The sequence below is a fragment of the Natronorubrum sp. A-ect3 genome (assembly GCF_041821125.1).
Classification (GTDB): domain Archaea; phylum Halobacteriota; class Halobacteria; order Halobacteriales; family Natrialbaceae; genus Natronorubrum; species Natronorubrum bangense.
This window is the reverse complement of record NZ_JBGUBB010000001.1, coordinates 644,883-669,272: the sequence shown is the minus strand read 5'-3', so window position 1 is coordinate 669,272 and position 24,390 is coordinate 644,883. Positions and strand designations below refer to the sequence as shown.

Sequence of the window (24,390 nt, the reverse complement as noted above, 5' to 3'; positions counted from 1 at the left end):
CCCCCTCCATTCTCATCATCCATTGGAGCCACGGGTCATCAATAGTCCCTCCGGGTGATAAATCTCGCGACCAGATGGTGTGTTGTCATTCAGCTACTGACAGCAGGGACCGGCGTCGGAAGCTCCGTCTCGAGTGACGGCGTTGTGTTACTTGCCCTCGAACTCGGGGTCGTCGTCACCGAAGAAGGCGTTGATGCCCTCGTGAACGTCCTCGGAGTTGACGACGTGGCCGAAGCCCATCGATTCGACCTCGAGTCCGGCTTCGTGGTTGTCCCAGCCTTTGTGCATCGCTCGTTTGGTAAAACGCATCGCAAGCGGTGGCCCACCTGCGAGTTTTGCGGCATAGTCGTGTGCGGCCGTCTCGAACGCGTCCGGCTCGACGACCTCGTTGACGAACCCGAACTCGGCCATCTCCTCGGCGGGGAACCGCTCTGCCGTGAAGATGATCTCTTTTGCACGGCCCATACCGACGATGCGCTGGAGACGCTGGGTCCCGCCCCACCCCGGCAGTAGGCCGAGGTCGAACTCGGGCTGGCCGAACTCCGAGCGTGAGGTCGCGATCCGGATATCGGCACACGTCGCAAGCTCCATCCCGCCGCCGAGACAGTAGCCGTCGATCGCGGCGACGACCGGCATCTCGATCTCCTCGAGACGACCGAACGTCTCCTGACCGTGTTTCGAAAGCTCGACTGCCTCGAACGGATCTGCCCCACCGCCGGCGATGCTCATGAAGTCCGCGCCTGCGGAGAACGCCTTCGAGCCGGCACCCGTCAACAGGAGTGCGCGAACGCTGTCGTCGTCCTCGAGGAGATCGATCGCGGCGTCGAGTTCCTCGATGAGCTCCAGACTGATGGAGTTCATCTGCTGGGGCCGGTTGAGTTCGATCTGTGCGACCTTGTCGCCGGGGTACGTCAGCTCGATCGTGTCGAACTCCACTGCGCCGTCTTCCTCGTCCGCGTCATCGTAGAAGCCACCTTCTTCGACGACGGTCTCGAGGTAGTCGAACGGCTCGTAGCGGGGATGCTCGGTTTCCTCGTAGGCGTCCTCGAGCGCGTTGGCGAGCGTTTCGACCCCATACTCATCGGCGAACTTCGCGGGGCCTTTCGGCCAGCGGCCGCCGAGTTTGACGGCAGTGTCGATCTCCTCGGGTGAGGCGACGTCGTCACCGACGAGGTAGGCGACTTCGTTCGCAAGCACGGCAAGCAGGCGTTCTTTGACGGTCTCGCTGAACAGGTCGTCGTCCATCGAGACGTCCGCGCCGTCACCGTCCTCGTAGTCGTAGAAGCCTTTGCCGGACTTCTGACCGAACTCTTCGTCGTCGACTTTCGCTTTCAGCGTTGGCGACGGCTCGTAGCGATCGCCAGCAACATCGTGCATGTAGTCGAGGACGTGATAGCCGACGTCGACGCCGACGTAGTCAGCCAGCTCGAAACTCCCCATCGGCAGTCCGATGTCGAACTTCGTCGTCGCGTCGACCTCTTCGATCGTCGCAACGTCGTCTTCGACGAGCCACGCAGCCTCGTTCATCAGCGGGACGAGAATACGGTTGACGATGAATCCGGGGACGTCCTTGCGGACGCGAACCGGCGTCTTCCCGATATCCTCGGCGAACGCCTCGATGACATCGAGTGTGGTGTCGTCGGTGTGCCCACCGGAGATGACCTCGACGAGGTCCATCCGGATCGGCGGGTTGAAAAAGTGCATCCCACAGAACGCTTCGGCTCGATCGGTAAACTCCGAGAGATCCGTGATCGAGAGACTCGAGGTGTTCGTCGCGAAAATGGCTCGATCGGGCGCGACGTCCTCGAGTTCGGTGTAGACGTCTTTTTTGATCTCCATCTGCTCTGGGACGGCTTCGATGACGACATCCGCATCGCCACAGGCTTCCCCCATGTCCACAAGCGGCGTGATCCGCTCTAAGGTGGCGTCAGCTTCCTCCTGGGTAAGCTGGTCGTTCTCGGCGAGTTTGTCGAGCGACCATTCGATCTGTTCGTACCCGTTCTGGACGAACTCGTCTTTGATGTCACGCATGTTCACATCGTAGCCCGCCATCGCGACGACCTCCGCGATGCCGTGACCCATGTTTCCTGCGCCGAGAACTGCGACGGTGTTGATGTCTTCCAGCTCCATGACCATACATCCAATCGGCACGGTTTTCAACGTTTCCCTATCTTCTCAAGAAAACTATAGTTCTGTTTACTGTCGGTTACAAAACTCTTTACCCCTGGCCTAGGAACTCGTTGACATGGAATTCGGTCTCACCGAAGAACAGGAGCAAATTCGCGAGGAAGTCAAGCGATTCGCCGAGAACGAAATCGTTCCTGCAGCAGAGGAGTACGACGTCGAAGAAAAATTCCCACACGACATCGTCGACAAAGCCGCTGAGATGGGGCTGGTTGGTTCGTCGATCCCGATGGAGTACGGTGGTGCGGGCTACTCGACGCTCGAGACGGTCCTCATCGCTGAGGAGCTGTTCTCCTACGACCCCGGGATCGCGCTCTCGATTATGGCGTGCTCCTTTGGCACCGAAGCCATCCAGGAGTTCGGCACCGAAGACCAGAAAGAGCGCTTCTTAGAGCCTGTTGCGATGGGCGAGAAGATTTCGGGGGCGGCAATCTCCGAACCTGACACCGGGTCGGACGTTTCCTCGGTCTCGACGCGCGCCGAGAAAGACGGCGACGAGTGGGTCGTCAACGGCAACAAGATGTGGATCACCAACGGGACCGTCGGTGACTTCTTCGTCATGCTGTGTAAGACCAACCCCGACGCCGAGGGGCGCTACAACGGCTTCAGCCAGATCGTCGTCGAGTCCGACCGCGACGGCTTCTCGGCCGACAAGATCACCGGCAAGATGGGCATCCGCGCCTCGGACACGGCCGAACTCATCCTCGACAACGTCCGCGTCCCCGAGGAAAACCTCATTGGGACCCGCGACGCCGCCTTCATGCAGCAGATGCAGTTCTTCGACGCCACCCGAACCGGCGTCGCCGCCCAGGGTGTTGGTATCGCGAAAGGGGCACTGCGCGAAGCCCTCGAGTACGCCCAGGACCGCGAACAGTTCGGTCAGCCGATCAGCGAGTTCCAGGCCGTCCAGCACAAACTCGCTGATATCGCGACCGAAACCGAGGCCGCCCGCAACCTGACGTACAAGGCTGCCTGGAACGTCGATCAGGGCAACGACATCACCAAACTCGCCTCGATGGCCAAGGAGTACGCCTCTCGCGTTGCCGTCGACGCGACGAACGAGGCCGTCCAGATCCACGGCGGTGCGGGCTACGTCAACGACTTCCCCGTCGAGCGACTCTACCGCGACTCGAAGATCACCCAGATCTACGAAGGAACCACCGAGATCCAGAAGAACATCATCGCGCGCGAACTACTCGGCAAGGGTTTCTAGAGACGAAGTTTTGCGCTGCGGGTGCGCCGCAAGGCGCACCCTCGGCAAAAATCCGATTAAAAGCCTCCTCCCTCCGTTCTCTCACTCCTTTCAGTCGTTCGATTACATCGGTCGTCGGCCCGCTCGCTCACCCTTCGTGTTCGCTCGCGGCGAGTAACTGGTGGCTCGCCTGCCCTTCCCCGGGTCGCGTACGCAGCAAAATGTGCCGCGTACGCTCCCGGCCACTTCTCACTGATCGATCTCGAGTCAGCCGTCACGATCCGAGTCGGTATCTGTCCCGTCACTGTTCGAGTCGGTGTCGGTTCCGTCGCTGTCGGAATCAGTATCCGTTCCGTCGTTGTCGGAATCGATATCCACGCTATCGCTATCGAAGTTGGTGTCACCGTCGTCGCTACTGCGGTCGATATCGTCGGTGCCGGCTGTCCGGTTCGGTTCCGATATCGAGTCTCGGCGATCACTCGAGCCACCCGTCTCTGATTCCGTTGTCGCAGGATCGACGGTGCGATCGGCATGGGGTGACGGCGACTCCTCGAACACGTCCTCCTCACGCTCGTCGGACGCCGGTCCGTCAGCGAGGGCGTACAGCACGACGGGTGGAACGACATAGCAGGCGATAGCGACCGCGGCGAACCAGGGATCGATGACCACGAGGATGCCGAAAATCGCGAGCGCGGCCGTCGCAGCTGTATGGATCGTCGTGTCCGTATAGCGACGGTAGTACACCCAGAGTCCACGAATCCATCCCGCAGCGGTCGGGATCACTACCGGCGGAGCCATTAGGGATCGTACACTGGCCACCGAGAAACCCCTTTGGCGCGCGAGCCCCTCTCTGGATCCAATGAGAGAATTCGTCTTCGCCCTCGAGTACGAGCCGAGTGCGAACCCGGTTGCCGACGTTCTCGCCGAGTATCCGGCGGCGTCGATTCGGTCGCTGTCGTGTCACGTCACCGAAGACAGCCTCTGGCGAGTCGACCACGCCGAGGGGCCACCGGAGGCGCTCGAGGCGCTCGAGGAGGCCTACAAAACGGCCGACTTCTTCGCGGACTGTCTCGTCAAAGACGACTGCGGGGCGGAATGTGAGGTGCAGGTGCTCGACCGCTCGAGCGACACGCTGGTCGTCTACACCTACTGGGATCGCACCGAGATCTGTACGTCGGTTCCGCACGTCGCCCTCGAGTATCTCGGCGAGGGGCTGTTGTTCGAGACCTATCGCGAGAGCCGGCGCTATCGCTGGCGGATCGTGCTGGGCAGCGACGCGCCGATTCATGACTTTTTCGACGCACTGGGCGAGGAAGTCGGCGAGTGTACGGGGATGGAGATGCTTCGACTGACAGAACTCGATCCAGACCATGGTGGCGTCGACCCCGGCGACGAGACAGCACTGCCGAGCGAACAGCGAGCTGCCCTCCGGGCGGCCGTCGAACACGGTTACTACGAGACCCCGCGTCGGACCGATCTCTCCGAACTCGCCGAGCGACTGGACGTGCCGCGATCGACGCTGTCCTACCGGCTCCGTCGGGCTGAAGCAAGCCTTGCGACGGGGTTTGTCACCGACGAATCGCTTGAGGCGCTGCCAGTGGAGCCGTGAGCGACTCGGTGATCGTCGACAGTGGGTTGGGCGGATCGATACCGAAGTTGGCGCACGCCAAATAAGCGGTATGGGAGACGAGCGATTACTGGCAGCTAATGAGTGAGTCTGCGCCATCAACACCGCACGACTCGAGTCGCACGCTCGAGGTACGGGTGCCCGAGATGGACTGCCCGTCCTGTGCCGGGAAGGTGACCAACAGCGTCGAACGACTGGACGGAATCGACGAGATCGAACCGCGGGTGACGAGCGGTCGCCTCGTCGTCGGGTATGACCCCACCCAAACGAGCGATGCCGAGATCCGCGAGCGCGTCCGCGCGGCCGGCTACGAAATCGTCTCCGCAGCGTCGGAACTGACGCTGTCGGTTCCCGAGATGGACTGTCCGTCCTGTGCCGGCAAAATCGAGAACGCCCTCGAGGACATCGACGGCATCGGTGAAATCGAAACACGGCCGACCTCGGGCCGCGTGACCGTCGAAACCTTCGACGGCACCGACCCCGAGACGGTCGTTGACGCTATCGGCAGTGCTGGCTACGATGCGACGCCGGTCGGCAACGCGCGCGAATCAGTCGGCGACGAACAGCCGGTCTGGCAGAGCCGTCGAGCCATCGGGACCGCAATCGGGGCCGTGGTCGTGACGGTGGGGATGGCGCTCGAGTTCGTCCTGCCGGCACTCGATCCGACGCTTGGCACGGTTGCGGGCCGATCCTACGAACTCTCACATCTCCTGTTTATGCTGGCTGTGGTGGTTGCCGGCACGCCGATCCTGCGAAACGGCTACTACTCCGCGCGCAATCGGAGTCTGGACATCGACTTCCTGATGAGCATCGGGATCGTCGCAAGCGTGGCCGCCCACCATCCCTTCGAGGGGGCGATGCTCGCAGTGCTGTTCTCGGTCGCCGAACTGCTCGAGCGCTTCTCGATGGACCGAGCCCGCGACTCGTTGCGGGAGCTGATGGATCTCTCGCCGGAGACGGCGACGATCAAGCAGGCAGATGGCAGCGAAGAGACGGTTCCCGTCGACGACCTCGCGGTCGGCAACACGGTCGTCGTCCGGCCAGGTGAGAAGATCCCGGCCGACGGGACCGTCCTCGAGGGCTCGAGTGCGATCGACCAGTCGCCGATCACGGGCGAAAGCGTGCCCGCGGACAAGGCAGCCGGCGACGAGGTGTTCGCCGGAACGATCCTCGAGTCGGGCTATCTCGAGGTCGAAGTCAAGAGCGAGGCTGACGAGTCGACGATCGCCCAGATCGTCCGCATGGTCGAGGACGCAGAGCGAGAGAAGACCGAGCGCGAGCAGTTCGTCGACCGGTTTGCGAGCGTTTACACACCGCTTGTCGTCGTCGGCGCGGTCGCGGCTGCGGTCCTCCCGCCCGTGCTCGTGGGCGCGTCCTGGAGCTACTGGTTCCTTGTCGGGCTCACGCTGTTGGTCATCGCCTGTCCCTGCGCGTTCGTCATCTCGACGCCCGTCAGCGTCGTCTCGGGGATCACCAGCGCCGCCCGAAACGGCGTGCTGATCAAGAGTGGAAAACATCTCGAGGCCGCCGGCGAGAGCGATGTCCTCGCGGTCGACAAGACGGGGACGCTGACCCTGGGCGAGCTCTCCGTGACCGACGTAATCGGGCTCGAGGGAGCCACCGAGACCGAGGTCCTCCGGCGTGCAAGCGTCGCGGAACGACGAAGCGAACATCCGATCGGGCAGGCCATCGTGGGCTACGCCGACGAGCAGGGAGTCGTGACCGACGAGCACGGGGTCTCGAACTTCGAAGCGCTGACGGGGAAAGGCGTCCGTGCCGACATCGACGGCACGACCCACTACGTCGGCAAACCCACCCTCTTCGATGGGCTCGCGGATCTCGAGCACGTTCACCGGACGACCGACGGAGGGACGACACTCGAGTCGGTCAGCGGTGGCCGACCGCAGTGTGAACGGGATGGCTGTCTGGACGTCCTCTCGGAGGTCGTCCCCGACTTAGAGGCCGAGGGCAAGACCGTCGTGGTCGTCGGCACCGAGGACGGCCCGATCGGCGTCATCGGCGTTGCGGATCGCGTGCGTCCCGAAGCCGAATGGGCTGTCTCGCGCCTGCAAGCACAGGGGATCCGCGTCGTCATGCTCACCGGCGACAACGAGGGCACCGCCCGCGCGATCGCCGACGAGGTCGGCATCGACGAGTATCACGCCGAACTCCTGCCCGACGCAAAACTCGAGTGGATCGACCGACTCGCGGACGAACACGGCGGGACGGACGAGAAGGGACGGGTCGCGATGGTCGGCGACGGGATCAATGACGCGCCCGCGCTCGCGACCGCGAACGTCGGCATCGCGATGGGGGCTGCAGGCACGGATACCGCCCTCGAGACGGCCGACGTTGCGCTGATGGGTGACGACCTGACGCGACTGCCGTATCTGTTTGCTCTCTCGGGGAAGGCAAACGGCGTCATCCGCCAGAACATCTGGGCGAGTCTGGCCGTCAAGGCCGTCCTCGCCGCCGGCGCGCCGTTCGGGATCGTCACGGTGATTCACGCGGTCGTCATCGGCGATATGGGGATGAGCCTCGGCGTCACTGGCAACGCGATGCGGCTGGCGAACGTCGAACCCGAAACGCCGCCCGGAATCGACCACGAGGGCGACACTCGAGTCGAAACGCGTCCCTGACCCATAGCCCGTCGCGCGACTGGTGTCCGATCAGGTGTCTAAGCCGGTGGCGCTGTTACTGTCGTTCCCTTTCTGGTCTCTGAACCGCTGGATGAACGCATAGACCGTGAGCACTACGGCCGAGTTCATCGCGAGACTGGAGACGAGGAGACACTGGTTTCGTCGTGCTGTCCACGCCGATCGCGTGGTGTCGTCTGAAGCCCGAACGAGAAGCAGCTGCGAAATGAGCGCACACAGCCACCCGACAAGCGCGACGCGGACCAGTGTGCGTCGAATGCGAACCATGGTAGCCGTTCGACGCGAGGGCTGATAAATCAGATAATGGGCACGGGAGTGGGACTATCCGTCATCCCCACGCCGTTCGCGGGCGCTCGTCTCACACCGATCGGACGTGTCTGTCCGCTCACCGATCGATCGCTTGCCGAAACACGCCGAGTCCCGGCCGGCCGTCGATCCACCACAGGGCGACTCCGGCGACGACGATCACGGCCTCGAGCCACAGCGTCGTCGCCTCAGTACCGACTCCCGGGATCGTTCCGATGGGCTTGACACCGGTGTAAGCGGGCATCGGCGTGACGGGCCAGAGCAGAAAGCCGAGTTCGTCGTAATCGCCCGAGAGCACGTGCCAGGGGATATCCGCGGCGAGATGTGAGCCGTAGCCGATTGCGAACGCGACGCCGAGTCGGGCCCGGTCGAATCGACGGGCGAGCAGCCACAAGAGCAGGACGAGCGGGACGGCGAACAGAAGCGAGTGGCCGATGGTGCGCCCGACGGGGACGAGCCCTGCCGAGTGAAGCGGCTTGTCGAGCAGATCCGGAATCGCTGCACCGACGACGGCGACCCCTGCGGGCGCTGCCGATGGTGGTTCACCACGATCCAACCGTGTGTACGCCGCATAGCAGCAGTAGCCGACGACCAGGTGAACGACTGGCTGCATCCTCCTTCACAGTAGCGTCTCTGGCATGCTAAACCCCCTGTGTAATTGCCCGTATCCCTCGTTTATGCCTACTTGCGTAGTTTGGTATGCGACCTATATTCGGCCAGCCCATACGATATATTGATGACAAAAATACCGCCTGCTGACCACGGTGTACCGACAGCCGACGACAACGGTGGCGTCGACGGACGGCTGCCGCAGGGCGGAGACGAGGCCGATGGCGTCCACGAGGCCCAGTACGACGTCGTCACGACGCCGGTCCTCGTCATTGGTGCGGGTGCTGCCGGGGCTCGAGTCGCCATCGAACTGGCCGAATCGGGCCTCGAGCCGCTCGTCATCGGTAAACGCGACTACGGCGACGCCCACACGACGTGGGCGGCCGGCGGGATCAACGCCGCGCTCGGCTCGCTTGACCCCGAAGACGACTGGGCGATCCACGCCGCGGATACGCTGAACGAGGGCCACCACCTAAACGACCCCGAAGCAGTCGAGCTGACGGCCAAACACATGCCCGACCGAATCCGAGAACTCGACGAGTGGGGGATGTCGTTCGCCCGAACCGACGACGGGAAAATCAACCAGCGCTACTTCGGCGCGCAGTCCTATCGCCGGACCTGTTTCGTCGGCGATCGAACCGGTGAGGCCATGCTCGAGACACTGATTGACCGCGCGCAGGCGCTCGAGATCCCCTACCGCGAGAACGTGATGATTACGCGCCTGCTCTCTGATGGCACCCGCGTCGATGGTGCGGTCGGCTTCGACATGGAGACCGGCGAGGGGCTGTTGTTCCGGACCAACCACGTCGTGCTGGCGGCAGGTGGGTTCTCGGCGGCCTATCAGCGCCACTCCTCGAGAGACGACGAGAACAACGGTGACGCACAGGCGCTGGCGCTCGAGGCAGGAGCTCGCCTGCTCGACACGGAGTTCGTCCAGTTCCATCCGACCGGGATGGTCGGGGAACGCTACGGCGAAGAGTGGGACGGCCGGCTCGTGACGGAAGCGGTCCGCGGAGAGGGCGGTCGACTCTACAACGCGGAAGGCGAGCGCTTCATGGAACGGTACTCGCCGGACCAGATGGAACTCGACGCCAGAGACGTCGTCGCACGCGCGATTGCCCAAGAGATTCGGGAGGGGCGCGGAACCGAGAACGACGGCGTCTACCTCGATATCTCCCATCGCGACCCCGAGTACATCCGCGAGCGACTGCCGACGATGGTCGAGCGATTTGCCGAGCTCGGCGTCGACATCACGGACGAACCGATGGAAGTCGGGCCGACGGCCCACTACACGATGGGGGGTGTCGATATCGACTTCCAGACGGGCGAGACTGGTGTCGACGGACTGTACGCCGTCGGCGAGGCTGTCGCGGGCGTCCACGGCGCGAACCGTCTCGGCGGCAACTCGCTTGCCGAAACCGTCGCCATCGGAACACTCGTCGGCGAACACGTCAGCGAGCAGGTCGCTGCCGACGACCACGATCCCGCGACCACCGACGGCCAGCGAGCGCTGGCCGAACGCGAGTTTGCCGCACTCTCGGAGCTTGCGGCCTCGGACGGCGACGTCACGCCTGAGACGGTGCTCGAGGAACTCGGTGACCTGCTGTGGACCCACGCCGGCATCCTCCGCAACGAGGAGGGGCTTCGCGACGGGCTGGACCAACTCGAAGACCTCCGCGCGCGGACCGCCGACCTCCGGATCGACGGCGACCGCACCTCCCGGTCGTTCGAGTACGCCGTCGACCTCTCCGTGAGCCTCACCGTCGCCGAGGTGTTGCTCCGGACAGCTCTCGAGCGAACCGAGTCCCGTGGCGCACACTACCGGACGGATTACCCGGAGACGGGCCCAGAGTGGCGACAGAACCTCGTCGTTTCGGCTGACGAGCACGGGCTCTCGATCCGACGGCGAGGGGTCGCCGAACCCAGCGAGGCAGTCCGCGAGGCGCTCGAGGAAGGGTACGAACTCGACTACCACCACCTCGAGTAAGCGCTCAGGCCTCGTACTCCGCCCAGATGTACCGCGATGCGAGACTGCGGTAGGGTCGCCAGGGGTCGGCGATCGCACGCATCTCGGCTCGTGACAACGCTTCGCCATCGTTGTAGAGCTGCTCGATCCCACGGCGAACGGCGAGATCACCCAGCGGCAACACATCGGGTCGCTGGAGAACGAACATGAGGTACATGCGAGCGGTCCAGTCACCGACTCCTTTGATGCGGGTCAGTTCGCGGCGGACGTCCTCGTTCGTGTAGTCTGCGAGCCCCTCACGCGTGAGATTACGCTCCTGAAACGCTCGAGCGGCGTTTTCGACGTAGTCAACTTTCGTCCGAGAGAGTCCAGCATTGCGCAGGTCGTCCTTCGATGCGGCGAGGACTGTCTCGGGAGTTACTTCGCCACCGAGGACGTCGAAGACGCGCTCGCGAACCGCAGCAGCGCTCGCCGTCGACAGCTGCTGGTTGATGATCGACACGCAGAGGCGTTCGTACTCGTCGGGGTTCGGATCGAGCGGGTGTGGTTCACGGCGGTCGATCACACCTGCCATCACGGGATCGTCCCGAAGGACGGCCTCTGGATCGCGGTCGGGATCGGGGACGGACATTCTCAGTGGATCGTCGGCTCGAGTATGCAAAAGAACGTTGCTCGGTACGAACTGACTGAAACAGTGTTCGATTGAGCCACTGGTGGTGGCGCCAGCAGTAATAGACTACTGTCCTCACCTCGAGCACCGCCAGCCGAATTCGCTGAGCAGACAAGCAGTGATTACACCCCCGACTGTGCAAGCCAGAAAAGGGGTCGGAAGAAATAAGAAACTGACCGGCTGAGACGGCCCCGCTGACTCAAGTGCGACTCGCCCGGGTGGGTAATCGAGATGGCAAACAAGACACCCGACGACGGACCCGAGCAGCGACGAATGACTACCGATCCCGAGCGAATCCGGGAGTGGGCGCAAGCCCACGACGCCGTTCCCGTAACGATTCGAGACAGCGACGATCACGGCCACTCCTTCGCCCGACAGGGCCAACTCGAAGCGGACCACGAGGAGTACACCTGGGACGAGTTCATAGAAACGTTCGAGAACGAGAACCTGGTGTTCGTCTACCATGAGGACGACCCCTCGGATGAGGAACTGGGTCACTTCGAAATCGTCGAACGCGAGGCAGCGTTCGATCGCGCGTCGCTTGGCCGCAACGAACTCGAGGAGCAGCTTCGAGAAGGCAAGACAGTGACGACCGAAATCGTCGAGACACAGGTCGTCGAGACCGAGGTCGTCGAACGCGATACGATCGAGAGCGAGGTCGTCGACACCGAACTCGCCGAGCGCCGGGTCGTCGATTCGGAGCTACTGAGCCGAGAACTCGTTGACACTGAGTTCGTCAGCGACGACGTCATCGAGGTAGTCACCGACGAAACGCGTCTCGAGACGATCGAGGAGATCGAACGCTACACGATCGAGAGCCAGGTGGTCGACGTCGACATCGAACAACGCGAGGAACTCGAGCACGACGAGATCGAGACGAATATCGAACTCGAGAGCGTCCAGCGCTCGATCCTCGAGAGCGATGTCGTGCGCGCAGACGTCACTGCGGACGAGGTTGTCGACCAAGAGGTCATCCGGAGCAAGCGCACCGAAGGCGACATCGTCCAAAGCGAACTGATCGAGCGCCGCACCATCGAAGAACAGATCGATGAACGGACGCAGATGCGCTTTACGCTTGAGGAGACCGAACTGCTCGACTCAACGGTGGTCAGTAGCGACGTCCTCGAGGGCGAGATCATTGACGTCGAAGAGTACGGTGCGACCGACACGACGGCGGAAACGGAAGCCAGTGCAGGAACGGAGACACCAACCGTCGATACGGGACCAGTCGAACTCTCGAGTGACGACCAGGGCAAAGCCGTCGTCGACGAGACGGGCCAACAGATCGGTATCGTCGCAGAAGTCGAGGGCCAGACGGCATACATCGATCCCGAGCCGGGACTGACGGACCGACTCAAGGCACGACTGAACTGGGGTGGACACGGCGACGACGACTATCCCGTCGATTTGTCGGAGATCAACCAGATCACCGACGACGAAGTGATCATCGAGAGCGACGCCGAGTAGTCGAAGCAGCCGCTCTCGACCAGCTCGTAGCTCACGCTCGAGACGGTGTCCGAGCGAGGCAGTCTGTAGTACCACAAAAAACGGAACGCGAGTCAGCTGCGCCGCAGCGTCGCGTTACTCGAGGTCGAAACGGTCGAGTTTCATCACTTTGCTCCAGGTGTCCACGAAGTCTTCGACGAGCTTTTGCTCGCCGTCTTCGGCACCGTAGACTTCTGTAATGGCGCGAAGTCGGGAGTTCGAGCCGAAGATGAGATCCACGCGGGAGCCTTTGAATTCGACGTCGCCCGTCTCGCGGTCGCGCAGTTCGAAGACTTCCTCGTCTTCGTCAGTCGCTTCCCACTCGTAGCTCATGTCGAGCAGGACCTCGAAGAAGTCGTTGTTCAGCGTCTCCGGCTCGTCGGTGAAGACGCCGAGGTCGGTGTTCTGGTAGTTGGCGTTCAGTGCGCGCATGCCACCAACCAGCGCCGTCATCTCGGAGGCCGACAGCGTCAGGAGGTCGGCTTTGTCGACCAGCAGTTCCTCTGCCGAGCGGTCCATCACGTCGTCCTCGGTGTAGTAGTTGCGGAACCCGTCGGCGTCCGGCTCGAGCCACTCGAAGGACTCGACGTCGGTCTGCTCGGCCGTTGCGTCGGTACGGCCAGGCTCGAACGGCACCTCGACGTCGTAGCCGGCATCTGCTGCGGCCTGCTCGACGGCGGCGTTGCCACCCAACACGATCAGGTCAGCGAGCGAGACTCGCACGTCGTCGGATCGGGAGCTGTTGAACTCCTCCTGGAGCTCTTCGAGGACCGAAAGCACCGTTGCCAGCTCTTCTGGATCGTTGACGTCCCAGTTCTTCTGGGGCTCCAGACGGAGGCGGGCACCGTTTGCGCCACCGCGCTTGTCGCTGTCGCGGTAGGTCGAGGCGGACGCCCAGGCGGCCTTGACCAGTTCGGAGACGGAGAGCTCCGACTCGAGGATCTCCGATTTGAGCTCGGCGATCTCGGCCTCGCCGACCAGTTCGTGGTCGACGTCGGGGATGGGATCTTGCCACAGGAACTCGTCGTCTGGAACTTCCGGACCGAGGAGCCGCTCTGTCGGGCCCATGTCGCGGTGGATCAGCTTGTACCAGGCTTTCGCGAAGGCTTCCTCGAGTTCCTCTGGGTTCTCGTAGAAGCGCTTCGAAATCTCACGGTAGTCCGGATCCGCCTTGAGGGCGATGTCCGTCGTGAGCATCATCGGCGTCTGGCTCCCCTCGGGGTCGTGGGCAGCCGGTGCAGCGCCCTGTGCCTCCTCGTCGACCGGCGTCCACTGGTAGGCGCCAGCAGGGCTCTTGTCCAGTTCGTACTCGTACTCGAATAGGTTCTCGAGGAAGTCGTGGTTCCACTCGATCGGCGACTCGGTCCATGGGCCCTCGAGCCCGCTGGTGATCGTATCGTCGCCCTTGCCGCTGCCGAACTCGTTCTCCCAGCCCAGCCCCTGCATGTCGATAGGCGCCTCTTCTGGGTCCGGACCGAGGTTATCGTCGGAGCCAGCACCGTGGACTTTCCCGAACTCGTGTCCGCCGGCGATGAGCGCGACCGTCTCCTCGTCGTTCATCGCCATCCGATCGAACGACTGTCGGATGTACTTCGCCGACTCTTCCGGATCGGGATCGCCGCCTGGCCCCTCAGGGTTTACATAAATAAGACCCATGTGGTCGGCAGCAAGGTCGCCCTCGAGAGTCCCCTCTTCGTCGTGGCGCTCGTCGCCCATCATCTCCTCCTCGGGACCCCAGTCGACGCCCTTGTCGGGCTCGAAGTCGTCTTCGCGTCCGCCAGCGAAGCCGTAGGTCTCGAAGCCCATCGACTCGAGGGCGACGTTTCCGGACAGGACCAGCAGGTCGGCCCACGAGAGGCTGCGACCGTACTTCTGTTTGACTGGCCAGAGAACACGGCGTGCCTTGTCGAGGTTGACGTTGTCGGGCCAGGCGTTGAGCGGTGCAAAGCGCTGTCGGCCACCCGAGGCGCCGCCACGGCCGTCGCTGGTCCGATACGTCCCTGCGCTGTGCCACGCCATCCGGATGATGAGCGGCCCATAGTGGCCATAGTCAGCTGGCCACCAGTCCTGGGACGTCATCAGCACCTCTGCGATGTCCGCTTTCACTTCGTCGAAGTCGAGTTTCTCGAACTCCTCGGCGTAGTCGAACTCTTCGTCCAGTGGACCGGCTGGACGAGCATTCTGATCGAGTGCCTCTAGGTCTAATTTGTTCGGCCACCAGTCTTGGTCGGATTCAGTCATCATTTGGCAATTGCTGCGAACGCATATTAAGATTGTCCAATCCAGTAAGGAAGTCTTCGCTCTAGGCCAAGCGATTTATTGGATTGAAAAAATTTTCTCGGTGGTTAATCCACGCGTTATCGATCAGTACTGACCGTTCACGCCTTCTGGCGCGAACGAATTGCACTGAGAGCGAGAACGCACGACTCGAGAGCAGACACGAAAACCGATAAAAAAAGCCACTCGAGACGGCGTGTTACTCCTCTTCTTCGGGCGTGTCGCGGGCGTCGCTGTCAGTCCGCCGACTGACGTCGACCTGGTAGTTCTCGAGGATGTCGCGACCGAGAATGACAGGGTAGTCCATGTGGCTGCGGTCTTCGACGCTTGCGGTGACCGTATGCTGGTTTCCGCCGACACCGATGACGACGTCGACGACGGGCCGACTCTTTGCGGTCTTGCTGCTGCCAGATCGAACCCGGGTGATGGACTTGATCGGACCGGCACCGATGTCGGCTGCGAGCCCGGTGTCGATGCTCGTCCGGGTCGCACCGGTGTCGGATTTTGCCATCACGGATTTCGAGCCGCTGGTTCCCGAGAGAACGATCTCCTCGGTGTAGCCGATCACGGCTGTCTCGACGTCCGGCTGCATCGCCTGTGACGGCTGGGCGGTCGGCTTTGAGTCGTCGAGCACTTTCGAGAGTTCTGTAACACGCTCGTCGTCGACCTCGCCGCCAGCGTTTTCGATGGCGAGTTTCGCGATGTATGGGGCCGGGCTGATATTGGTTGCCTCGTAGAGGCCTTTGAACCCTGCCGTTGGGTTGACCTCGAGGACGAACCAGCCGTCGTCACCTTCAACGAGGTCGACGCCAGCGTAGTCGAGCCCGATGGCCTTAGACGCTTGACGGGCCATCTCACGGGCGACCTCGGGGAGGTCGTCGGTTGCGTCCTCGACGGAGCCGCCAAGGGCAACGTTGGTTCGCCAGTCGTTGTCGGGTGCATAGCGGTACATTGCACTGATGATCTCGCCACCGACGACGTAGACGCGAACGTCGCGGTGTTTAGCGCCGTCACGATCGATCAGTTCCTGAAGGAACGCGTACCGGTTGCCGACTTTCGCGTTGATCGGTTCATCGCGCCCGACTTTCCACGTCCCGCCGCCGTGGGTGCCGATCGCCGTCTTGTAGACGGCCTCCTCACCGTACCTATCGCGCGCAGCGTTGAGCTGTTCGCTGTTGAGTGCAAGTGTGACGTCGGGGGTCTGGACGTCGTTTGCGGCGAGCGTCGTCGCCGTCGAGAGTTTGTGCATCGCCGTCAGCACTGTCGCCGGCTCGTTGAGCATCGGCATCAGCTGTGCGAACGTGTTCGCAAGCCCGAGTTCCTCGGCGGGCTGTTCGGTGTTCGACAACAGCATTCTGTTGGCGATGACGTCGACATCCGGCTCGAGAACGACCTCCCCGTCAGCGACGCTGACGGCGGTGTTCTCGCTGCGAAGCCATTCGGAATCATGACCCAGTGCTTCGACCGCGTTCAAAATCGCCTTTGTCTCTTTGCTCGTATGAAGACTCAATACCCCGACAGTGACAGGATCTGCAACAGCCATACCGGGTCACAGGGCAACGTAGGCAAAAAGTATACTGTCATCGAAATCGACAGGTATCTGAGATATAATCGCTCTCGATCGCATGACGGCAGCGCGATTGGCGGCTACTGCATGAGGGGTGGTAGCTTTCCAGTTGGCAGGCACTGTGATGCGTTTGACGACCGCGACTATGTCATCGGTGTCTTCGATCGTTGGTCGACGGGCCACGTTAGGTCATCGCCGATCGAACGTCTTGTGGATCGACCAGTCCGCTTACGACGGCGAGAACGCCCCACGTCAACGTTCCAACTGCGATCGCACCGATCAACATCAGGGGACTCGAGACCAGCGGCGTCACGAGCAACACGGCAAGCGCCATCACGCCAGTGATTCCACAGATCACGCCCATCGATCGGCCGAGACGACGAAGCCGCAGGGAAAGCTCCGAGTGGACGATGTAGAGGTTCACTGCCACGTACACCGAATGTGTCGCGACCGTCGCGATCGCCGCGCCGATGACGCCAATCGTTGGGATAAGAACGAGATTCAGTCCGAAGTTCGCTGCGGCCGTTCCGCCTTTCGCGATGGCGCGCGCGCGAGCACGGCCGAGATAATCCAAGCTGTCACTGGTCAAGTTCGTAATCGCCTGCAGGACAATGAAGGCGGCGAGGATCTGCAAGACAGGCACCGCACCTGCGTAGTCGTTTCCGAACACCATCGTCACGAGCGGTTCCGCGATGATGACGAGCCCGGCGGTTGCCGGAATATACAGCAACATCGTATGTGTCAGCGACGTCTCGTAGATCTGGCGTGCTCGGTCGAGTTGGCCCGTTGCTTTCTGCTCACCGAAGTTCGGCGAGATGGTAAAGCCAAGCGATTCGGCAGGCGCAAGGACGAAATCCGAGATCTGTTTTCCCAGCGTGTAGAACGCGACTGCAGTCGGTGTCAGAAAGACACCGACGAGGACGGTGTCGATCTGTTTGTCGACGACGTTTGCGCTGCGTGTCGCCGTCAGCGGCACGCTGTACTCGAGCAGCCGTCGTGAGAGTCCGTCCTCGTACGTGCTAGCCGGCTCGTACTGCGTGTAGAACTTGTAGTACAGCACCGTTAACCCGACCACAGCCGAGATGATGTAGCCGACGATGTAGCCGAAAAAGGCACCCAGTGCACCCAGGCCCAGAAGGACGAATCCGACGGCGAAGACGAGACGACCAACGCCGCTGATCGCCTGGACGATCGCACTGTAGACGAGCTGGTTGAACCCCTGAAACGCGATCTGTGTGAAGGTGCTAAACGAGAAGACAGTGACGTAGAGCACGCCAGCCACGAGAAACGGGGCAGCTGTCGGATCGCCCAAACCGATTGCGATCTGCTCGTGAAACAACAAGAGCATATAGACGACGAGCGTGATGGCTACGATCTTGACCGTAATCGTTGTCCGGATCAGATGCGGGATCTGTCCTGGCGCCTTCTCACTGTACTCCGAAAAGTAGCGGGCTGCGGACTTTCCGAATCCGAGATCCGCAACTAGCTGGACGATCGCGAGCACACCGATCACCCAGTATAGCGTTCCGTACCCGTCCGGATCGAGGAGATACCGCGCCAGCAAAAACATCAACAGCGCGCTCGAGACCATATAAATCGCTCGAGCGACGAGCGTTGCCTTGAACCCGTGGACGATGTGATCCTGTCTATTCATTCGAAATATGTCTCAGTTGATGGGAGGCCAAATCCGCCCGAACCGCGCGACCGAGATACTTGTCCCGAAGACTGAGCTACCAATTGTAATGCGGTGACAACAGCTGTATGCTTTCGATACCGGGTCCGATACGCCCGGCCAAAACGTCACGATGGATCGCTGTGGCGTGTCGCTACTGGTGTGGTAACGGTCGGTCGGCCATCCGAGACCGCCCTCTCCCGGGGTGTCCACCCGCTGGATCGAATCGCGGCTTGCTTGCCAAAGCTGCGACAGCGGTCACATCGAGATGGGGTAGTCCGCGCCTGCAGTGGTCACAGTATAAGATGGTAGGTATCGACTTCACTCGAGCGCCGACACGGGGGAGCACTCATATGGGCTGCTGTAATCAATTACTGCCGCTCACCGATCCCGTCTCTGGTGATTGGCGGTCACTCGTTACAGCAGTCCGTATCAGAGGTACGACGAGTCCCAGCGCGTCGCTTTTCGGCGGTTTCCACAGGCGTTACACTCGACACGTCCCATCGCGTCCATCGCATTATCGATCGAGTTGCAGTTGCCACAGAGCAGCGCGTATCGTTCCGATCGATCCTCGTTCTTGTAGGCGCTGTAAAACGGTGCCTTTGCCCCACGGGACGCCTCACCGTAGCTCACGTAGATCGTCTCGCCATCGACGTCGAGTTCGTCGACGGCACCCCAGCCGTCCTCGCCCATCTCGCTTTCGGCGTACACGTTCTCGGTAAAGGTCTTCTTGCCGATCTCGACCTCGCGCTGGCCGGCCTGCTCGAAGCCGTGGTCCTGGTAGAACTCGTTGCCACCCTCGTTGTCCTCGAGGACGAGCCCTTGAATCTTATCAGCCCCTTCCCCAAGCAGTTTCTCCCGCGTCCGAACGAGCAGGCGGACGCCCGTGCCACCGCCGCGGTGGTCGGGGTCGATATGTAACCACAGGATGCGACCGGTGTCGTATCGTTGCCCGACCAGATCGTTCTGGGAGAAGCCGACAGTGTCGCCGTCGCGCTCGAGAACGAGAACGAGCGTGTGGTCGTCTTCGAGTTCGTCGGCAAACGACTCCCCGTACCACTGTTCGACGGCGTCTTCGATCGTTGCTTCCTCGAGGAAGTCAGTGTACGTCGAACTGAGCGAACGGTGGGCGATCGAGCGGATCGCATCGATGTCGGCAGCAGTTGCTTCACGAATCTCCATGCGTGGTCATAACACATCATCATACAAAACATATGCCCACGGGGTGAGTTTTTCCCCGGTCAATGTTCGATAAAACGATCTCCGTTCCCGTGGAATTAACGCTGGCGGCTCCCTGACGACCCAACAGGAGAAGATTCACATGGTTGCCGCCGGAGACACTGCTATGAGCGACGATTTCGATGAGCCGCCCGATGGCGGTCCATCTGACCGCACGGCGGAGCCGTTCACGTACAACGGTGGTCGTGTCGATCCCGGCGAGTCAGCAAACATTCGGTACGGTATCAGCGAAACGTATCTCGGAGATCCAGTTCGGATTCCCGTAACGGTCATCAACGGTGAACACCCCGGACCGACTGTCTTCCTCTCGGCGGCAGCCCACGGTGACGAACTCAACGGCATTGAGGTCGTCCGTGAGGTCGCCCACGACTGGGATCACTCGAATCTCCATGGGACACTGATCTGTCTACCCGTGATGAACGTCCATGGATTTCTTGCACAGGAGCGCTATCTACCGATCTACGATCGGGACCTCAATCGCTCGTTCCCCGGCCGTGAGGGATCGACGAGCGCCCGACGGATGGCTTATCAGATCTTCACGAACTTCATCGAACCCTGTGACCTCGGGGTCGATTTCCATACGTCCACGCGCGGGCGAACGAACATGCTCCACGTTCGGGCGAACATGGAGAACCCGAAGACGGCTCGAGTCGCCAAAGCGTTCAGTTCCAACGTTATCATCGCCGGCGAGGGCCCATCGGGTACGCTTCGGCGGGAGGCGACAGCGGCCGATATTCCGACGATCACTGTCGAGATGGGGGAGGCACACCGGTTTCAGCGAACGCTGATCGACCGCGCGCTGACTGGCGTTGCAAGCGTTCTCGCCGAGTTCGGGCTCCATCCGGAGTCATCCGTTCACTGGCCCGGCTGGCGGACGATCATCGACGACGACAACGAAAAAACGTGGATCCGCGCGGACGCGGGGGGGATTGTCGATATGAAACGCGGCCGGAGCGAACTCGTCCAGGAAGGTGAAGTGATCTGTGCGATCACCAATCCGTTCAAGGAAGAAGAAGACATCGTCACTGTCGAAGCCCCGTTTACCGGGCTTATCGTCGGTGTCCTCGAGAACCCGGTCGTCTACCCAGGAAACCCGTTGTGCCATCTCGTCGGGCTCTCACCGGACACGCTAACTGCACTGGAACGCGAACGGATGGCAGAACACTCACAGTCAGGGCTTCAGAGCAGTGGCCAGGCCGCCCCTGACCTCGAATGAGACGAGGGCGACCACTGCCTCTGCAGACAGTCCCTCGCTCCGTCAAGAGGCCAGCTCGCAGGCAGTAACCGCGGCGTCGCCTGCACACGATCGGAGGAGATCGATGGACACCCGACCGACGTCGGAAGCCTCGAGATTAATTCGATCTCGACTCACTATTTCTAAGAGGGGGCATAACAGGAGCGATAAAAGTAACTTCTATACCTCCGCGGTCTAACGGACCACACGAGCGTATGAGTCAGTCTTACAATCGCGGTCTCATCGAGGACTTCGGTCGCTGGAAGGAGTTCTCGGCCGGCATGTGGGCGTGGATCTTCCACAAGTTCACCGGGTGGATGCTGATCGGCTACCTGTTTACCCACATCGCTGTGCTGAGTAGCGCCGTCACCGGCCCCGAAGCGTATACGAACACCATTCAGGGTCTCGAGAGTCTCTTCATCATCCGAGTGCTCGAGGTTGGATTGCTTGCCGTGGCAGTCTTCCATATCCTGAACGGACTCCGACTGCTGATGGTTGACCTCGGCGTCGGACTCGACGCACAGGACAAGAGCTTCTATGCGTCACTGGTGTTGACGGCAATCATCACCGTCGCCAGTGTTCCAACCTTCATGGACGGGGTGACGATCTAATGGCAGAACGATACTCTTCGTTCGCACCAGGCGGCACGACGTGGCTGCTCCAGCGGATTACGGCGGCCTTCTTAGTCGTCGTGCTCGCCTTCCACTTCTTCCTCTTGCACTTCGTCAACCACGCTGCAGACGTGACGTTTGCCGGCACGCAGGCCCGTATGCAGGACGTTGGTTACTTCCTGACGATGGTGTTGTTCCTGATCGCAGGAACGTTCCACGGTGTCAACGGCGTCTACAACGCCCTTGTCAACCAGGGACTCGAGGGAGCACAGCGGAAAGTTGTGCTTGCAGTGCTCGTCATCGCGAGCGTCGCACTCATCGTCCAGGGAATCTACGTTGCAATCGTTATGGCGGGGTGGACCTAACATGAGTACTCAACAACAGAAACCAGAAACGCAGGAGTCACCGGAAGACCCGGAAATGAAAGGCGCAGAGTCGCCACAGCAAGAGCGACTCAAAGAGAAAGAAAGCAGCATGGTCGACGAGCAGTCGACTGCCGATCCTGATGCCGATGAGGAGACGGTCCTCATCAAGGTGTTCCGCTACGACCCCGAAGTCGCGGACAAACAGGAACCGCGTTTCGACGACTTCCACGTCCCCTTCAAGAAAGGGATGACCGTCCTCGACGCGGTCATGTACGCGCGAGACACGTACGATTCCTCGCTGACGTTCCGACACTCCTGTCGGCAGGCCGTCTGTGGCTCGGACGCCTTTTTCGTCAACGGGAAACAGCGACTGGGCTGTAAGACCCAGATCTCCGAGCTGGAACATCCTGTTCGCATCGAACCACTCCCACACCAGGAGGTCGTCAAGGACCTGGTCGTCGATATGGACCACTTCTACGACCAGATGCACACCGTCGAGCCGTACTTCCAGAGCGAGGATACGCCCGACGCGAGCGACCTCGAAGAACAGCGCCAGACGCGAGAAAACCGCGAGAAGGTCAAGATGTCCACGCGCTGTATCTGGTGTGGTGCGTGTATGTCCTCGTGTAACATCGCCGCCGGCGACAACGACTATCTCGGCCCGGCAGCGATCAACAAGGCCTATCGCTTTGCGATGGACAACCGCGAAGAGGATGACATTAAAGAGCATCGACTCCGTATCCTCGAACAGGAACAAGGTGTCTGGCGGTGCCAGACCCAGTTCTCCTGTACTGAGGTGTGTCCAAAAGATATCCCGCTTACCGAGCACATTCAGGAGCTCAAGCGGGAAGCAGTCAAGAAAAACCTGAAGTTCTGGTAACATGTACGAACACGACGTTATCGTGGTCGGCGCCGGCGGCGCTGGCCTTCGAGCTGCGGTCGCAGCGGACGAGGCAGGTGCGGACGTCGCACTGGTCTCGAAACTTCACCCGGTTCGCAGCCACACGGGTGCAGCCGAGGGCGGAATCAACGCGGCGCTCCAGGAGGGCGACGACTGGGAGCTCCACGCCTACGACACCATGAAAGGGTCCGACTACCTGGGCGATGCCCCGGCAGTCGAGACGCTTGCACAGGACGCCCCCGAAGACACGATCAGACTCGAACACTGGGGGATGCCGTTTTCCCGCGAGGAAGACGGCCGCGTCTCCCAGCGTCCGTTCGGTGGGCTCTCATATCCCCGAACGACCTACGCCGGTGCCGAAACCGGCCACCACCTGCTGCACGTGATGTACGAGCAGGTCGTCAAACGTGGCATCCCAGTCTACGACGAGTGGTACGTCATGGACCTCGTCACGACCGACGAAGACGACCCCAACGACCGCGAGTGTCACGGCGTCGTCGCCTACGACGTTCAGTCGGGCAAAGTTGAAGGGTTCAAGGCGAACCAGGGCGTCGTCCTCGCGACCGGTGGCCCGGGACAGGCCTTCGACCACACCACCAACGCCGTCTCCTGTACCGGTGACGGCCACGCGATGGCCTATCGTGCGGGTGCACCACTCGAGGATATGGAGTTCATCCAGTTTCACCCGACCTCGCTGCCGTCGACGGGTGTGCTGATCTCCGAGGGTGTCCGTGGCGAAGGTGGCATTCTCTACAACAACGACGGCGAGCGGTTCATGTTCGAGTACGGCTATGCGAACAACGACGGCGAACTCGCCTCCCGAGACGTTGTCGCGCGTGCCGAGCTGACCGAAGTGCAGGAAGGACGCGGCGTCAACGACGAGTACGTCCACCTCGACATGCGCCATCTCGGTGAGGAGCGGATTCTCGACCGCCTCGAGAACATCCTCCACCTCGCAGAGGACTTCGAAGGCGTTGACGGCCTCGTCGAGCCGATGCCAGTCAAGCCCGGCCAGCACTACGCGATGGGCGGCATCGAGACCGACGAGAACGGTCAGACCTGTATCGACGGCCTCTATGCGGCCGGCGAGTGTGCCTGTGTCTCCGTTCACGGTGGCAACCGACTCGGTGGCAACGCACTGCCAGAACTGATCGTCTTCGGCAAGCGCGCTGGCTACCACGCTGCCGGCAAAGACCTCGGCGAGCCACAGATCAAGACCGGCTACGGCGACGATGTCGAGGACGAAACCGACGCCGATCTGCCGGTCGCACCTGGCGCATCTGGCCTCGATCAGTCCGGCGGCGTCGCTGCAGACGGTGGTGTCACGGCCGACACGGAGGGGCTCTTAGAGCGCACCGTCGAGCAGACCCGCGAACACATCGATTACCTAATCGAGAAGGACGACGGCGTCCAGCACGCCGAAATCCGCGCGAAACTCCAGAAGGCGATGACGGACTACGTCAACGTCTTCCGTACCGAAGAGGGTATCAAGAAGGCGCTGAAGATCATCCGCGAGTGCCGCGAGGAGTACCAGAACGTCTACGTCGACGACCCATCGCGTACGTTCAACACGGACCTTCAGCAGACGATCGAAACGCGCAACCTGATCGACGTCGCCGAAACGATCGCACTCGGCGCGCTCGTGCGCAACGAGTTCCGCGGTGCCCACTGGCGACAGGAGAACCAAATCCGCGACGACGAGAACTGGCTCAAACACACGCTCATCTCGTGGGACGACGGTGAGCCGTCGATCTTCTACCGCCCAGTGATCCTCGAGGGCGAGGACAAGACCTACGAGCCGAAAGTCCGCAGCTACTAACGACCACAC

At 61.6% G+C, this 24,390-nt stretch carries 19 protein-coding genes; 10 read left to right on the top strand and 9 right to left on the bottom strand.

Annotation, left to right across the window (positions count from 1 at the left end; all coding sequences use genetic code 11):
- Positions 1 to 147 precede the first annotated feature (147 nt).
- The gene (locus ACERJA_RS03350; RefSeq protein ID WP_373606869.1) at positions 148 to 2,130 is read right to left on the bottom strand and encodes a 3-hydroxyacyl-CoA dehydrogenase NAD-binding domain-containing protein; all 1,983 of its coding nucleotides are present in this window, start codon (positions 2,128 to 2,130) and stop codon (positions 148 to 150) included.
- Positions 2,131 to 2,245: 115 nt separating this feature from the next.
- Here ACERJA_RS03350 and ACERJA_RS03345 point away from each other — a divergent pair, with 115 nt between their 5' ends.
- On the top strand, positions 2,246 to 3,397 hold the full coding sequence (locus ACERJA_RS03345; RefSeq protein WP_373606868.1) for an acyl-CoA dehydrogenase family protein: 1,152 nt from the start codon (positions 2,246 to 2,248) through the stop codon (positions 3,395 to 3,397).
- Between the two features lie 246 nt (positions 3,398 to 3,643).
- Here ACERJA_RS03345 and ACERJA_RS03340 read toward each other — a convergent pair whose 3' ends face one another.
- Positions 3,644 to 4,174, bottom strand: coding sequence for a hypothetical protein (locus ACERJA_RS03340; RefSeq protein ID WP_373606867.1), 531 nt, complete (start codon positions 4,172 to 4,174; stop codon positions 3,644 to 3,646).
- A 61-nt stretch (positions 4,175 to 4,235) separates the two neighbouring features.
- Here ACERJA_RS03340 and ACERJA_RS03335 point away from each other — a divergent pair, with 61 nt between their 5' ends.
- Both ACERJA_RS03335 and ACERJA_RS03330 read left to right on the top strand, forming a co-directional pair.
- Positions 4,236 to 4,985 (top strand): helix-turn-helix domain-containing protein, encoded by a 750-nt coding sequence (locus tag ACERJA_RS03335; protein ID WP_373606866.1) that lies wholly within the window; start codon positions 4,236 to 4,238, stop codon positions 4,983 to 4,985.
- Positions 4,986 to 5,083: 98 nt separating this feature from the next.
- A complete protein-coding gene (locus tag ACERJA_RS03330; protein ID WP_373606865.1) occupies positions 5,084 to 7,642 on the top strand; it encodes a heavy metal translocating P-type ATPase in 2,559 nt (852 codons plus the stop codon).
- 30 nt (positions 7,643 to 7,672) lie between these two features.
- Here the strand turns inward: ACERJA_RS03330 and ACERJA_RS03325 are convergent, their stop codons facing one another.
- Together ACERJA_RS03325 and ACERJA_RS03320 are read right to left on the bottom strand one after the other, a co-directional pair.
- Positions 7,673 to 7,927 (bottom strand): hypothetical protein, encoded by a 255-nt coding sequence (locus tag ACERJA_RS03325; protein WP_373606864.1) that lies wholly within the window; start codon positions 7,925 to 7,927, stop codon positions 7,673 to 7,675.
- 118 nt (positions 7,928 to 8,045) lie between these two features.
- Positions 8,046 to 8,579 carry a metal-dependent hydrolase gene (locus tag ACERJA_RS03320; RefSeq protein ID WP_373606863.1) on the bottom strand — a complete coding sequence of 178 codons (534 nt, stop codon included), beginning with the start codon at positions 8,577 to 8,579 and terminating at the stop codon, positions 8,046 to 8,048.
- A 123-nt stretch (positions 8,580 to 8,702) separates the two neighbouring features.
- On the opposite strand from ACERJA_RS03320, the gene ACERJA_RS03315 reads away from it, so the two are divergent.
- Positions 8,703 to 10,562, top strand: a complete 1,860-nt coding sequence (locus ACERJA_RS03315) for an L-aspartate oxidase (RefSeq protein ID WP_373606862.1) — start codon at positions 8,703 to 8,705, stop codon at positions 10,560 to 10,562.
- A gap of 4 nt (positions 10,563 to 10,566) precedes the next feature.
- Here ACERJA_RS03315 and ACERJA_RS03310 read toward each other — a convergent pair whose 3' ends face one another.
- On the bottom strand, positions 10,567 to 11,172 hold the full coding sequence (locus ACERJA_RS03310; protein ID WP_373606861.1) for a DNA-3-methyladenine glycosylase: 606 nt from the start codon (positions 11,170 to 11,172) through the stop codon (positions 10,567 to 10,569).
- Between the two features lie 270 nt (positions 11,173 to 11,442).
- Between ACERJA_RS03310 and ACERJA_RS03305 the strand changes: the two genes are divergently transcribed.
- Complete coding sequence (locus ACERJA_RS03305; RefSeq protein WP_373606860.1) at positions 11,443 to 12,678, top strand: hypothetical protein; 1,236 nt, start codon at positions 11,443 to 11,445, stop codon at positions 12,676 to 12,678.
- Positions 12,679 to 12,792: 114 nt separating this feature from the next.
- Here the strand turns inward: ACERJA_RS03305 and katG are convergent, their stop codons facing one another.
- The 4 genes from katG to ACERJA_RS03285 all read right to left on the bottom strand — a co-directional run bounded on the left by katG (position 12,793) and on the right by ACERJA_RS03285 (position 19,394).
- Positions 12,793 to 14,937 carry a catalase/peroxidase HPI gene (katG, locus tag ACERJA_RS03300; protein ID WP_373606859.1) on the bottom strand — a complete coding sequence of 715 codons (2,145 nt, stop codon included), beginning with the start codon at positions 14,935 to 14,937 and terminating at the stop codon, positions 12,793 to 12,795.
- Between the two features lie 235 nt (positions 14,938 to 15,172).
- Positions 15,173 to 16,516 (bottom strand): RimK family alpha-L-glutamate ligase, encoded by a 1,344-nt coding sequence (locus ACERJA_RS03295; protein ID WP_373606858.1) that lies wholly within the window; start codon positions 16,514 to 16,516, stop codon positions 15,173 to 15,175.
- A 208-nt stretch (positions 16,517 to 16,724) separates the two neighbouring features.
- The gene (locus tag ACERJA_RS03290) at positions 16,725 to 18,194 is read right to left on the bottom strand and encodes a flippase (RefSeq protein ID WP_373606857.1); all 1,470 of its coding nucleotides are present in this window, start codon (positions 18,192 to 18,194) and stop codon (positions 16,725 to 16,727) included.
- A 450-nt stretch (positions 18,195 to 18,644) separates the two neighbouring features.
- Positions 18,645 to 19,394, bottom strand: coding sequence for a GNAT family N-acetyltransferase (locus ACERJA_RS03285; RefSeq protein WP_373606856.1), 750 nt, complete (start codon positions 19,392 to 19,394; stop codon positions 18,645 to 18,647).
- 163 nt (positions 19,395 to 19,557) lie between these two features.
- Between ACERJA_RS03285 and ACERJA_RS03280 the strand changes: the two genes are divergently transcribed.
- The 5 genes from ACERJA_RS03280 to ACERJA_RS03260 all read left to right on the top strand — a co-directional run bounded on the left by ACERJA_RS03280 (position 19,558) and on the right by ACERJA_RS03260 (position 24,381).
- On the top strand, positions 19,558 to 20,667 hold the full coding sequence (locus ACERJA_RS03280; RefSeq protein WP_373606855.1) for a succinylglutamate desuccinylase/aspartoacylase family protein: 1,110 nt from the start codon (positions 19,558 to 19,560) through the stop codon (positions 20,665 to 20,667).
- Positions 20,668 to 20,900: 233 nt separating this feature from the next.
- A complete protein-coding gene (gene sdhC, locus ACERJA_RS03275; protein ID WP_006066642.1) occupies positions 20,901 to 21,296 on the top strand; it encodes a succinate dehydrogenase, cytochrome b556 subunit in 396 nt (131 codons plus the stop codon).
- Complete coding sequence (locus ACERJA_RS03270) at positions 21,296 to 21,661, top strand: succinate dehydrogenase hydrophobic membrane anchor subunit (RefSeq protein ID WP_006066643.1); 366 nt, start codon at positions 21,296 to 21,298, stop codon at positions 21,659 to 21,661. The genes sdhC and ACERJA_RS03270 overlap by 1 nt, the downstream gene beginning before the upstream one ends.
- A 1-nt stretch (position 21,662) precedes the next feature.
- Complete coding sequence (locus ACERJA_RS03265) at positions 21,663 to 22,541, top strand: succinate dehydrogenase/fumarate reductase iron-sulfur subunit (protein WP_373606854.1); 879 nt, start codon at positions 21,663 to 21,665, stop codon at positions 22,539 to 22,541.
- 1 nt (position 22,542) lies between these two features.
- Positions 22,543 to 24,381: an FAD-binding protein gene (locus ACERJA_RS03260; protein ID WP_006066645.1), complete on the top strand. Its 1,839-nt coding sequence runs from the start codon at positions 22,543 to 22,545 to the stop codon at positions 24,379 to 24,381.
- The last annotated feature ends 9 nt before the right edge of the window (positions 24,382 to 24,390 follow it).

Bases quoted from the DNA above. Each gene is read 5' to 3' on its own strand.
- ACERJA_RS03340 (WP_373606867.1), bottom strand. From the start codon at position 4,174: ATGGCTCCGCCGGTAGTGATCCCGACCGCTGCGGGATGGATTCGTGGA.
- sdhC (WP_006066642.1), top strand. From the start codon at position 20,901: ATGAGTCAGTCTTACAATCGCGGTCTCATCGAGGACTTCGGTCGCTGG.
- katG (WP_373606859.1), bottom strand. From the start codon at position 14,937: ATGACTGAATCCGACCAAGACTGGTGGCCGAACAAATTAGACCTAGAG.
- ACERJA_RS03350 (WP_373606869.1), bottom strand. From the start codon at position 2,130: ATGGAGCTGGAAGACATCAACACCGTCGCAGTTCTCGGCGCAGGAAAC.
- ACERJA_RS03345 (WP_373606868.1), top strand. From the start codon at position 2,246: ATGGAATTCGGTCTCACCGAAGAACAGGAGCAAATTCGCGAGGAAGTC.
- ACERJA_RS03265 (WP_373606854.1), top strand. From the start codon at position 21,663: ATGAGTACTCAACAACAGAAACCAGAAACGCAGGAGTCACCGGAAGAC.
- ACERJA_RS03260 (WP_006066645.1), top strand. From the start codon at position 22,543: ATGTACGAACACGACGTTATCGTGGTCGGCGCCGGCGGCGCTGGCCTT.
- ACERJA_RS03310 (WP_373606861.1), bottom strand. From the start codon at position 11,172: ATGTCCGTCCCCGATCCCGACCGCGATCCAGAGGCCGTCCTTCGGGAC.
- ACERJA_RS03335 (WP_373606866.1), top strand. From the start codon at position 4,236: ATGAGAGAATTCGTCTTCGCCCTCGAGTACGAGCCGAGTGCGAACCCG.
- ACERJA_RS03305 (WP_373606860.1), top strand. From the start codon at position 11,443: ATGGCAAACAAGACACCCGACGACGGACCCGAGCAGCGACGAATGACT.
- ACERJA_RS03330 (WP_373606865.1), top strand. From the start codon at position 5,084: ATGAGTGAGTCTGCGCCATCAACACCGCACGACTCGAGTCGCACGCTC.
- ACERJA_RS03325 (WP_373606864.1), bottom strand. From the start codon at position 7,927: ATGGTTCGCATTCGACGCACACTGGTCCGCGTCGCGCTTGTCGGGTGG.
- ACERJA_RS03270 (WP_006066643.1), top strand. From the start codon at position 21,296: ATGGCAGAACGATACTCTTCGTTCGCACCAGGCGGCACGACGTGGCTG.
- ACERJA_RS03285 (WP_373606856.1), bottom strand. From the start codon at position 19,394: ATGGAGATTCGTGAAGCAACTGCTGCCGACATCGATGCGATCCGCTCG.
- ACERJA_RS03315 (WP_373606862.1), top strand. From the start codon at position 8,703: ATGACAAAAATACCGCCTGCTGACCACGGTGTACCGACAGCCGACGAC.
- ACERJA_RS03295 (WP_373606858.1), bottom strand. From the start codon at position 16,516: ATGGCTGTTGCAGATCCTGTCACTGTCGGGGTATTGAGTCTTCATACG.
- ACERJA_RS03280 (WP_373606855.1), top strand. From the start codon at position 19,558: ATGAGCGACGATTTCGATGAGCCGCCCGATGGCGGTCCATCTGACCGC.
- ACERJA_RS03290 (WP_373606857.1), bottom strand. From the start codon at position 18,194: ATGAATAGACAGGATCACATCGTCCACGGGTTCAAGGCAACGCTCGTC.
- ACERJA_RS03320 (WP_373606863.1), bottom strand. From the start codon at position 8,579: ATGCAGCCAGTCGTTCACCTGGTCGTCGGCTACTGCTGCTATGCGGCG.